The following is an 11,308-nucleotide window of genomic DNA, read 5'->3' as shown; positions in this document are numbered from 1 at the left end:
AAAATTCGCCCGCCACACTGTCCCCGACAATAATGATGGTGAAAATGGTAATTAAAATCATCAGACCGGCTGAACCGTTCACGCCATCCCACAACGTGCCGTCTGTCGAGCGAATATTATGCTTCAAGTGATAGTTGTTGACGGCAAGCTGTTCCTGATAGAATGCTCGGTCCTCTTCTCCCAGCTTGGGCTGCTTCAGAATTTCGCTATATTGCTTCGTCTCCTGCTGCAGTTCTGCCCGCCAGCCTTCACCTTGCGCCTTTTTTCCATCGGAATGCCATTCGATGATGTTGACAAAAAGTACCAAAGCGGCCATCAGTCCGACGAGGATCCACGTTCGCACCCGCCGGTATATCTTCATGTTTTCATTGAGTACTAGATTAACCAATTTGGCCACCTCCTGTTATTTCCAAGAATCGATCCTCTAGAGACTGGCTAACCATTTGGACACCATAGAGGCGAATATCGTTCTGCATCAGCCCTAACAGAATATCCGGGATGCATTCCCGCTCGGTTGCGATCTCGATGATTCCCTCCGGAGTCAGTTTGGCCTCCTGGACCGCAGCCATCTTCCTCAGCGTCACCAAAGCCTGTTCCGGTGGTTGTGCTTGGATTTGATATGTTTGAACTTTGTCGTTCCCCCGGGTAAAATGCTGTACCGGCATGACATTGACCAACTTGCCTTGCTGGAGGATGGCGACGCGGTCGCACATGAGCTCCATCTCGGACAACAGATGGCTGGAGACAATAACGGTGGTACCTTCTGTACGGGTCAAATGCCGCAAATAATCACGTAGCTCGCGAATCCCCGCCGGGTCAAGACCGTTCGTTGGCTCATCGAGAATGAGCAGGGATGGCCGATGTAGCAGTGCCTGGGCGACTCCGAGACGCTGGCGCATGCCGAGCGAGTACTTTTTGACTTTGTCATGGATGCGGGTTTCCAGCTTGACCAGCGCCACCACTTCATCAATTCGTTCCTTGGTTACCCCTGGCACCATGCGGGCGTAGTGAACGAGGTTATGGTACCCACTCAGATACTTGTACATTTCTGGACTTTCCACGATGGCACCGACGTGGCGGATCGCTTGCTCAAATTCGGTTTTGATATTTTTCCCCTTAATCAAAATCTGCCCCTTGGTAATCGACATTAATCCGACAATCATGCGGATGGTGGTGGTTTTACCGGCCCCATTTGGACCAAGGAAGCCGAAAATTTCGCCTTGTGGTACGTCAAATGTCAGATCATCGATGAGGGTCGTCCGGCCAATTCGTTTGGTCACATGACTTAAGCTGATGATAGGTTCGCTATTCATACATATTCTCCTTTAATGATAGATTTGGAAATGGCAGGCACTCTAAAGCCTTACAAATAGGACTTCATTTTATAGTGAGTTTCACTTAAAGAAATAACTTCAATGTCGGTACAATAAAAGTGTAAGGTATCATCCTCGTAGTCTATTACTTCATACTTCTTGTTTTCCCAACCTCGATCGCTGATATCATAAATCCCGATTGACAGTTGATGATAGATCCCGCCACTTTCAAAATCGATACTATTAGGGTTGTGGAAGCGAAAGCCGGCAATATATTGTTTGTCGTGATCCTTAATCAAAAAATCTATGTCGAGAAAACAATGATCTTCAAAGGACCTATTTTGAAAGTTCAAAAAGAATTTATCTATAAACTCTATATTTTGGAATGAAAAATCGTTTATTTTATCCGTGATCAGGCTCATATTTTTTATCAATTTGAATCCCTCCTTGGTCATCTTCCTTTTTATAAAAATGGACTGGTCCATACCTTTCGAGAAGAGCAGGGGCCCATTTGATGTCTTGCTTAGTTGGTGTCTTTGTCCCGTTTGTATTCTAAAATATCTCCAGGTTGGCAGTCTAAAGCCTTACAGATGGCCTCTAAAGTGGATAAGCGGATCGCTTTTGCCTTTCCATTTTTCAGGATCGAAAGGTTTGCCATCGTGATTCCAACCCGCTCTGAAAGTTCGGTTACGCTCATTTTCCTTTTCGCTAGCATCACATCTATGTTGATTATCATGGCCATTGTGATCACCTCAAACGATTAAGTCATTTTCTGATTTTATATCAATTGCTTCTTGTAAAAGTCGTTGAAGAACGGCAGCGAAGACTGCAATGACGATGGAAGCAAAGATAGGGACCATGCCGATGATGAGGAGGCCGGGTGCATCGTCAAGTTCTGCGACGAGATAAATAAATGGCAAAATGACCATAAACAAACCACTGATCGTTAGGGCGCAGAATTTGATCTTCTTTAGCGCTGTAACAGACCATTCCGAGAAAGCTTGGTTCTTGTCGATATAGCTTAACAGTTTAAAAGCCTGATACAATGCAACGAAAAACGGTATCACTGCCAGATACACACCGATTAAAATCGGATATAGTATATGGTCATAATCTGGATTGAATGGATGATGTGCTAACCAAGGCAGGCCAAATATACATAAAGCGAGAACAGGAGTTCCCATCAGAATAACCGCTATCTTTAAAAAGAGTGTTGACCCTCGTTTCATAAAAAGCACCTCACAAAATTTTCGTCAAATTGATTATAAGATAAAATTTATCGAATTACAATAAATTATTTCTTTGTTTTAATATTTTATTATTGATTTAATTGCTCTTAGCAAAATAAAAAGCACTCCTCTTCAAAGGAATGCTCGATTTGGCCAGGGGTGCCAGGGGTGGCCAGGTGGCCAGGGGGACGGTTCTGGTGGTTCTTTTTACTCCGTAGTCAGAACAAATTTGAGCCAGAAGAACCGTCCCTATGGCTCCTGCTGTTTTGTTGTATAAAATTTCACAAAGAACCTTGTCATCCCATAAGCAATCATTGCGATGAAAATATCTATAAAAAGCATATGAACAATTGTTAGTCCCTTTGCCAAGGAAACGAGTCCTATCACCTTCTCAATGGGTGCAAAACCAAAGGAAAATACAGCACTTAATCCCGAGGCCCATACAAGAAAATTCTTATCATGTTTGGTGCAGTATTGGTATACAAACATAAATGAAACAGGTAGTAGGGATGCTGTTAATCCTAAACCTTGTGGTAAGAATGGCAATACGAAGTAGTAATGGTCTATAAAACCTTGTCTTATAAGTGAGAGATCTGTATATGTCCATAACATATGTACTGTATAGCCAAAGAAAAGAATTTCAAGGGTTCTCCTTCGGTCAAGCTTAATCAAAAGCACAATCAATGGAGCAAGCAAGCAGACTAGGATGACCCAAAACTGCCAGTTTCCCCAGTCAGAATATTGATGCCAATAAGAATGCATTAACGAAGTAACCTTCTCGCTCGCCTTGTTTATTTCATTCCAGTACTGTTTTCCTGACATGCTAACTCCTCCTGCCTAACCGGTGAAAAGCCACCTATATCCATGTAACAGGCAGCTTGGCTTACAATGTACCATTCTTGTGCTCAACTAGTCGCTGCAGGTTCATTGCATACTATATTAAATTATCCAAGCTCCTTGCCTTTATACAAAAGAAATCAAAAAGTGCCAAGGGGACGGTTCTGGCGGCTTTTTTTCAAAAATAGATTGTCATTTGTGCCGGGAGAAACGTCCCCATGGCTCCCCATGGCTCAGTGTTCATTATAATGTGTCGATGAATATTTTATAAAGAACAAAATAGTGAGATAATTGGAGTAAATTGGTGGAATTATTACTTTATTTCGTTATTTTGCCAAAATTCAGGGAAATTAGCGGTTTTATTTCTATATATCGATACAATATAATGAACTCATCGGTTCAATATAACGAACAACCGACAGTGAAATAAAGAGGGAGGGTGGTGAAAATTAAGAGAATCGTAGCAGGTCTTCTATTCCTCATTATGTTATTAGGTATGGGAACTACATATGCTTTTTCAGATGCAGGCGAAGCAATTTCTAATTGGTATGATCAGGCCTTTTTAGAGAGTAGTAACAAAATAGAAGAAGAAGTAATGCTAGAGATTGATTCTCCAGTAGAAGAGTTTTTGAGTGATATTCAAATCGCTGCAAAAACTACTGAGAATCAATTAAAGGATTTTCAATCGAAAATAACTGCCGATTCAGAGGTAAAAATGAAAGAACATAATCAACAGTATATCCAGCAGCTGCAAGTGTCAAAGGAAAAGCTTGCACAACAAAATCAGCAGGATATGGAACTTTATAAGGAACAAGTAAAACAGAGAGAAGTAAATCAGGTAACACAGGATACAGAAGCTATTCTAGTAGATTTATTAGATGGTGAAGAGTAATGAAACTGAGCCTGTCTAATGACAGAGTTCTTTAATAAAAATAAACCCAAATTTGAAAGGATGGAATCTTATCATGAAATCAATCAAAACAAAAATCGTAACAGGTGTTGTAACAGTGGGACTATTATCTGGCGTGGGAGCAGCGTTTGCAGCTACAGATGCAGGGACACAATTACAGAATTGGTATAATGGTCAATTTGGGAGATCAGCTGTAACAATCCAAAATGGAGTTGTGAACCATGTGGCTGGCAAAGTTGGGGCCCTTCAAGCCGAATATAATGGTGTAAAAGGTAATGTGACAAACCAAATCAATGGTGAAAGAGACGCTCAAGTTACAGCAAGCACTTCAGAGATTAATGCAGCAAAAAGTAAGTATATTGATCAAGTAACCGCTAAAAAGGCCACACTTTCCAATGGAATGGCAGCTCAGTTCGATGACATCTCTGCTTTTGCAAACTCTGTAATTAATCAAGCGGGGGTTGTAGCGCAAAATTACGCAAATGACGAATTAACTAAATTAGCAAAGGATAAGGGTGATGCTGCCATAACAAGTGTAAACACTCAGTTAACAGCTGCCCAGACCAAAGCTAAAGGCGAACTTGAAACTGCGATTACAAATGCCAAACATGATTTAACTGTTCAATTAGCTGGTGAAACACAAGCAACGACTCAAGAAATCAATAATGCAATCGATGCCAAAATTGGAGAGCTTCGTACATTAATTACTAATAAAGCTCAAGAGTTAGTCGATGCTCAAAAAACACTCATTCAAAATAAAGCAGATGAATTAGAAAGTGCAGCAAAAACAGAACTTGACAATGTTGTAAAAGGAATCTAATTCATAAAAACGTGAATCTATCAGAGCTAATCATAGCTCTGATAGATTTTTAAAAATATGGAGGGCGTTTAAAATGACCAGGAAAGAAAAATTTAAAAAAAAGCATCATTTTAGCTTGAAGTTTCTGATTGGAGTTCTGCTTTTAAGTGGCACAATTGTAGGGAATATCGGGGTGGCCTTTGCTGATCAAGACATTCCTTCCCTTTTATCCAATTGGTTTACCAACAAAGGGAATGAATCGATACGTTCCATTGAAAACGCAATTATGACCGAAAAAGAACAACAAAAGGCGCGTTTAAAGGAAGAACTGCAATCGGAATTAGATCAATCTGCGCAACAATTGGAGCAATATACGGAGGTAGAGAAGCAGAAAAGAATAACTGCCTTACAGGAATACGCTAATCAACTGATCGAGGATATGAAATTGGACAATAATGCTGAGGAAAAACAAATAATTTCTGCAGAAATGGACAAGGAAATTCAAAAGACCATAAAGGAATTAGAAAAAATTAAATCAAAGGGAAAATAAAAAATCTAAAACGAGGTAAATAACGAGATGAGAGTATATGTACCGGACCAAATAGTAAATGAACACGTAAAAAGTCAAAGAAGTTCAAAATCCATTGTTGGATGGATTCCATTCACGATTATAATCATCCTATTATTTTTCATCTTTCGCTTTGCCATCGGAATCGAGATCATTAATGGGCACTCCATGAATCCCACGATAGAAAATAAGAGTGTTTTATTTGTCAATAAGATCTTTTTCACCCCGAAAAGAGGGGACATTGTGGTTATAAAGGACCCTCATGGCTACAATATTATCAAACGGATTATCGGCATGCCTAATGATAAAGTTATCATTACGAATGGAATCATCTCCGTGAATGGTCAGCCTCTCAAGGAAAACTATACAAGAGGTGAGTCCGTTGATGTCCCTGAAGTAATCGTGCCAGGAGGAGAAGTTTTTGTTGTGGGGGATAATCGTTCCGCTGGGGAAAGCTTAGACAGCCGCGACCCTAATGTTCGAACCTTTTCGATACAAGCTATTTCTGGAAAAGCCGTATTTTCACTATACCCTTTTCATAGCTTACATTGATCTGAAACCAGGTGAGCCAGGTGAGCCAGGGGGACGGTTCTCCTGGTATCTTTTTAGAATTTTTTCTAATGGCTTGATATCCTTGGACGAACGAAGGAATTAGTTTTGGTGTCTGCTACCCCCAGTATTTTGTCGAGATTCCCATGTTGTCTGGCACCTGCTCATCTAAAGTACTGTGGGTGAGGCGGCTGATACTAAATCAATTCACACCGCAAAAGTAAGAGCCACTTTGCTCTTACTTTTTTCGTGGTTAATCCAGGCTAATGCTCTGCGCTCCCAAATGTTGTAGGTAGTGACCGTGGCAAGGCGGGATTACCCTTTTTGTGCCACGAGAACCGTCCCCATGGTCGGAAATAATTGACAACTATTGTGTATTAATCATATAATACACCTATAGTGTATGAACTACTTAATACACACACTTTTGTGAAGTGACTTAAAAGGTCTTATAGGAGCTGTTTCGATGAATGTAAATTTTAATAATCGTGATCCGGTCTATTTGCAGATTGTTCGTTATTTTAAAGAAAAAATCGCCATTGGTGAATTGGAGCCTGGAGAGGAAATCCCATCGAGACGTGAGTTGGCCAATCAGATGAAGGTGAATCCTAATACCGCGCAACGGGCGTATAAGGAAATGGAGGAGCAGGGGTTGATTTATACGGAAAAGAACCATCCAAGTAAGATCACAACCGATCAGAACATATTAGGTCAGGTGAGAAATGAGCTGCTTGTCGAAGCCGTAGATGTGTTTGTGACGTCTGTTCGTTCCATTAATGTTCCAGTCGAGGAGCTGCTCGACTTGGTGAGGGTAAAGTACACGGCTAACGATGATAAGGAGGCGTAACCATGATAGAAGTAAAAGCAGTTGAAAAGAAATTCGGACGTAAGAAAATATTAAAAGGCGTATCGTTTACGGCGAACAAGGGAGAAATCACTTGTTTAATTGGCATCAATGGAGTGGGGAAGACGACGATTTTGAATGCGATTATGGCGCTGACCCCAATTAATAAGGGAGAGATTTTAATAGACGGAAAGCCGCTAGATAAGCATTCGTTTGAAAAAATCACCTTTATCCCAGATGCGATTACGATGCTCCCACAGATGACGATCGCCGAGGCGATGGAGTTTATGAAGGACTTTTATACGTGTTGGAATCAGGAACGGGCCACCGAATTACTAGGTTTTTTCCGATTAAACCAAAGCGACCGAATTTCTTCCTTATCAAAAGGAAATACGGCCAAGGTGAATCTGTTACTTGGTTTAGCCCTTGATGTGGATTATGTCTTAATGGACGAGCCGTTTTCTGGGATCGACATGTTTAGTCGTGAGGAAATTGCCAATGTGTTCACCAGTCATTTGATTGAAAATCGCGGTGTCATCATTACGACACACGAAGTTGGCGATATTGAGCATTTAATCGATAAGGTCGTTCTACTAGATAACGGACTGGTGACAAAGGAATTCAGTGCGGAAGAGGCACGGGAAAACGAAGGAAAGTCTGTCATTGATGTAATGAGAGAGGTGTACCATAGATGAAAAATTACTTGAAGCTAGTAAACTTTGAATTTAACCGGGTTGCCAAACTATTTGTTGTCTTACTTGGAATCACACTTGTGATCCAGATGGTCGGCGTGATCGTTCTATCAAAAGAATATCTAAATATGGCAAATGAAAAAATCTATGAAGACATGATGACGAAAATAGAGTTTCTTGAAAATTTTGGAAAAATGAATTTTTCACAGATTGTCAGAAGCATTTGGTTTTTCGGCCCGATCGGGCTATGTGCGGCTGGAGTGGGCTTCTATATCTTTCTTATTTGGTATCGTGATTGGGTGGGGAAGAATACCTTTATTTATCGATTATTAATGCTCCCTACTACAAGGCTGAATATCTTCTATGCAAAGATTACGAACATTTTGATCCTGACATTTGGTCTCGTTGCCTTTCAACTGATAATAATGCCGATTGAGATGCTAGTGATGAAAGGCATGGTGCCAACTGAATTTAGAAGTGATATGGGCTTGAACAAAATTATCGCTGTCATGCCTGAATTAAGCATCATCATTCCAAGGAGTCTTATTGAACTGATTTTATATTATGGAGCGGGTGTGTTGGCGGTTGCGATTCTCTTTACCGCGATCTTAATGGAAAGAAGTTTTAAATGGAAAGGGATTTTGGTTGGTCTTCTATATAGTGCCATCGCTGTAGTCTTTATGATCCTGCCCTTATTATTACAAGAGTTTGTTTTCAATGGTTTCTTTTACCCGATTGAATTGTTGGGGATAGAAATCGTAATGGGCGTGATGGTTCTCACGGCATCTGTTTGGCTCAGTCGTTTCCTATTAATGAAGAAGATCACCGTATAAGGAGTGTTAAAAATGAAAAAATACTGGAAATCGATTGCGATCCTCGTTGTGATTTTACTTAGTTTAGGAACGTACTATGTTAATGCGGCGATGTCTGCTGAGCATTACCCTGAGTTTGTGATTCGAACATTAAGTGGAGATGCGAATGAGATCCGACCGTTGGTGCTAGACAGTTCATATGCAGCAGATACTTCCACAAGGAGTTATACGTATACGAGTTTAAAAATTAATGCGGATGGATCTACCTATAATAATAGCTCTTTTCTAGATCAGCTCATCGGTCAGCCCCCGACATTGATCAAGTCGTTGCGAAAGGAATATCCTACCTTCATGCGTGGCAAGGATCCATTTGCGGACTATTTCTTTGAGAACAAGGAGTACTTGGCCTATGCAGATGTAAAGTATGGTACGTTAAGCTCAAGAAATTATAAGTTTGATATAGCTGTACTAAACAAAAAAGATGAAAAAACAAACTCCTTCAAGGTCGAGGTTCCAAATGAAAAGGGACTGGAAAATGTTTCTGTGGAGGATGTGCAGATGGTAGATGGTGTGTTATACCTTATCACCCATAATATGATGAGAGATCAAGAGGATCTCCATGACGAGAAACATATCTATATCATTGATCAGGGAAATCAGAAAATTAGCAACCACGAAGCGATTATTCAGGTTCCGGAACAGCAAGATAATCTCCGAACCGACCTACAATTCATTAGAACCAGCCCTACCAAAGCGAATGACCATCTTTTCATTCTAAAAACGGAAAAAAAGATGATTGAAGATACGGAATCGACGAGGGAAGAAGTGGTTGGTCAGGAAGTGATTTCCTACAATATTGCAATGAAAGAAACAGAAAAAATCAATGTGCCAGACTTAAAATTGGATGAGAACCAACTTAGCTTTGCTGATGAATCTACCATTTATTTCATGACGTTGGATGGCGAAGAGCTCGTGGTGACTCCTTATAGTTTAATGGATGACCAAGTTGGTCAGGCATATCGGATCCAGCTATCTGGTGAAGACGGTATGGCATATGCATACATGACCACTGTAAAAGCTGGTAAACTCTATATTGTTTCCGCGCAAATGACGCCAAAAATCGGTGCAGATGTCATCGTTGCTGATGCGCATTCAGGGAAGACACTTTTTAAAGGTCAAATCGCTTTAAAGGACGCATCGAAGGAAAAGGGAAATTTCGAGTTATATATGAATGAGATGTTTGTGGATTGAGAGACGGGCCATGGGGACGGTTCTGATGGCTCTTTTGGGCCATGGGGACGGTTCTGATGGCTTTTTTTTCACTCCGAAGTTAGCACAAACTAGATTATTTGAGCCAGGAGAACCGTCCCCCTGGTTTCTACTTGAATAAATATATCATATCTTGTTATACTTAGTATGAGTTAGGATAAATGAAGCTAAGGGTGAGTTGCTATTAAAAATGAACCTCTGTATCAACAAATAAAAAATAAAGTTAAAGAGCAAATACAATCTGGCGAATTGCGGGTAGGTGATCGTGTTCCCTCTGAAAAAGAGTTAACAGAGAAATTTCATGTTAGTCAGATTACGACGAAACATGCACTTGCAGGCCTAGCAGAAGAAGGAATAGTAGAAAGGATTAAGGGGAAAGGTACTTTTGTTTGTGAAAGCAGCCTAACGGCAACCAACAGTCAACCGTATCACCAAAACGGATTAATTGGACTTATTCTTCCAAGTATGAAAACAAGGATTGATCAAGAGCTGGTTAATTATATTGAAAAATATGTTTCGCAGAATGGTCATAACTTAATTATAAAGATCACTAGAGAATCTCAATTTGCAGAAGCAGATGCGATAGAGATGTTCCGAAACATGGATGTTAAGGGCATGATCATTTTTCCTACAGAAAAAGAGACATATAATGAAGCGGTGCTCAGACTATCGTTAGATAAATTTCCGTTTGTGTTAATTGATCGGTATATGGAAAATATTTTAACGTATAGTGTGACCTCTGAAAATGAGGCTGGGACCCTCGAAGCGATCTCATACTTATTAAATAAAGGACATAAAAATATTGGGCTTGTTTCACCCATTATTACAAACACCGTAACGAACGAGAGAGCCAAGGGATTTGAACAGGCCTTTTTAAAAAGGAGAACAACCATTGATAAAAATCTTTGGCTGACATTAAACTTCAATGATATTTCTCCTAATAAAACACCAAAATTAATTAAAGAATTTCTAGTGAGTAAACCGGCTATGACCGCTGTGTTTACCATGAATGCTGAATTAGCCTTGTATACACATTGGGCGATTCATTCTCTAAAGGTTGAAACGGGCCGAGACGTTGAATTGCTCACTTTTGATCCGCCAGGGATAACAGGAGTGACGTTTATCAAGCAGGATATTGCTGAATGTAGTAAAAAAACGGTGGATCTACTTTTAGAACAAATTGAGGGTACGTATAATCCGAAAAGAATTTTCGTACCGGTTACACTTAAATTAAGTGAAAATGTAGAAATGTTAGAGACAATCTTAACATAGGTAGTGTCGCTTTATGCAGTAAGATCGTTCGGATATTGAGGTTAATAAAAAGAAAAGGCCCAAGCTACACTATTGTAGTTTGGGTTTCATTTTGTCATCATTCTTTAATGATTTGAGCTAAAAGGTATATTTTATACTAACCTTAGTATATTAATGTTTTAGTGCATACTATAATATTTAAATGTAAGCACTTCCAATATCTTAATTTATCACT

14 protein-coding genes and 1 pseudogene are annotated in these 11,308 nt (G+C 40.0%); 9 read left to right on the top strand and 6 right to left on the bottom strand.

The window, feature by feature from the left end:
• The 6 genes and pseudogenes from TY15_RS16850 to TY15_RS16825 all read right to left on the bottom strand — a co-directional run.
• Nucleotides 1-388, bottom strand: a pseudogene (locus TY15_RS16850) (hypothetical protein); the annotation flags it as partial.
• On the bottom strand, nucleotides 381-1,313 hold the full coding sequence (locus TY15_RS16845) for an ABC transporter ATP-binding protein (protein WP_040207382.1): 933 nt from the start codon (nucleotides 1,311-1,313) through the stop codon (nucleotides 381-383). The pseudogene TY15_RS16850 and the gene TY15_RS16845, both read right to left, overlap by 8 nt.
• Nucleotides 1,314-1,363: 50 nt before the next feature.
• Complete coding sequence (locus TY15_RS16840) at nucleotides 1,364-1,747, bottom strand: hypothetical protein (protein ID WP_040207383.1); 384 nt, start codon at nucleotides 1,745-1,747, stop codon at nucleotides 1,364-1,366.
• 89 nt (nucleotides 1,748-1,836) lie between these two features.
• Nucleotides 1,837-2,055 carry a helix-turn-helix domain-containing protein gene (locus TY15_RS16835; protein ID WP_040207384.1) on the bottom strand — a complete coding sequence of 73 codons (219 nt, stop codon included), beginning with the start codon at nucleotides 2,053-2,055 and terminating at the stop codon, nucleotides 1,837-1,839.
• Nucleotides 2,056-2,065: 10 nt separating this feature from the next.
• Nucleotides 2,066-2,542 carry a DUF2975 domain-containing protein gene (locus TY15_RS16830; RefSeq protein WP_040207385.1) on the bottom strand — a complete coding sequence of 159 codons (477 nt, stop codon included), beginning with the start codon at nucleotides 2,540-2,542 and terminating at the stop codon, nucleotides 2,066-2,068.
• Nucleotides 2,543-2,791: 249 nt separating this feature from the next.
• Nucleotides 2,792-3,364 (bottom strand): hypothetical protein, encoded by a 573-nt coding sequence (locus TY15_RS16825; RefSeq protein ID WP_040207386.1) that lies wholly within the window; start codon nucleotides 3,362-3,364, stop codon nucleotides 2,792-2,794.
• Between the two features lie 457 nt (nucleotides 3,365-3,821).
• On the opposite strand from TY15_RS16825, the gene TY15_RS16820 reads away from it, so the two are divergent.
• The 9 genes from TY15_RS16820 (at nucleotide 3,822) to TY15_RS16780 (ending at nucleotide 11,094) form a co-directional block, all read left to right on the top strand.
• Nucleotides 3,822-4,271, top strand: a complete 450-nt coding sequence (locus TY15_RS16820) for a hypothetical protein (RefSeq protein ID WP_040207387.1) — start codon at nucleotides 3,822-3,824, stop codon at nucleotides 4,269-4,271.
• A gap of 73 nt (nucleotides 4,272-4,344) precedes the next feature.
• Complete coding sequence (locus TY15_RS16815; protein ID WP_040207388.1) at nucleotides 4,345-5,109, top strand: hypothetical protein; 765 nt, start codon at nucleotides 4,345-4,347, stop codon at nucleotides 5,107-5,109.
• 73 nt (nucleotides 5,110-5,182) lie between these two features.
• Nucleotides 5,183-5,638, top strand: a complete 456-nt coding sequence (locus tag TY15_RS16810; RefSeq protein ID WP_040207389.1) for a hypothetical protein — start codon at nucleotides 5,183-5,185, stop codon at nucleotides 5,636-5,638.
• Nucleotides 5,639-5,665: 27 nt separating this feature from the next.
• On the top strand, nucleotides 5,666-6,208 hold the full coding sequence (gene lepB, locus TY15_RS16805; RefSeq protein ID WP_040207390.1) for a signal peptidase I: 543 nt from the start codon (nucleotides 5,666-5,668) through the stop codon (nucleotides 6,206-6,208).
• 463 nt (nucleotides 6,209-6,671) lie between these two features.
• Nucleotides 6,672-7,052 carry a GntR family transcriptional regulator gene (locus tag TY15_RS16800; protein ID WP_040207391.1) on the top strand — a complete coding sequence of 127 codons (381 nt, stop codon included), beginning with the start codon at nucleotides 6,672-6,674 and terminating at the stop codon, nucleotides 7,050-7,052.
• Nucleotides 7,053-7,054: 2 nt separating this feature from the next.
• Complete coding sequence (locus TY15_RS16795) at nucleotides 7,055-7,744, top strand: ATP-binding cassette domain-containing protein (protein WP_040207393.1); 690 nt, start codon at nucleotides 7,055-7,057, stop codon at nucleotides 7,742-7,744.
• Nucleotides 7,741-8,574 carry a hypothetical protein gene (locus TY15_RS16790; protein ID WP_040207394.1) on the top strand — a complete coding sequence of 278 codons (834 nt, stop codon included), beginning with the start codon at nucleotides 7,741-7,743 and terminating at the stop codon, nucleotides 8,572-8,574. The genes TY15_RS16795 and TY15_RS16790 overlap by 4 nt, the downstream gene beginning before the upstream one ends.
• Nucleotides 8,575-8,586: 12 nt before the next feature.
• Nucleotides 8,587-9,804: a hypothetical protein gene (locus tag TY15_RS16785; protein ID WP_040207395.1), complete on the top strand. Its 1,218-nt coding sequence runs from the start codon at nucleotides 8,587-8,589 to the stop codon at nucleotides 9,802-9,804.
• Nucleotides 9,805-10,005: 201 nt separating this feature from the next.
• A complete protein-coding gene (locus TY15_RS16780) occupies nucleotides 10,006-11,094 on the top strand; it encodes a GntR family transcriptional regulator (protein WP_040207397.1) in 1,089 nt (362 codons plus the stop codon).
• Nucleotides 11,095-11,308 lie beyond the last annotated feature (214 nt).

The organism is Neobacillus jeddahensis, assembly GCF_000612625.1.
In the GTDB taxonomy this organism is placed as follows: Bacteria; Bacillota; Bacilli; order Bacillales; family Cytobacillaceae; genus Neobacillus; species Neobacillus jeddahensis.
Note: the sequence above shows the minus strand (reverse complement) of the source record. Positions and strands in the feature narration are given on the sequence as shown.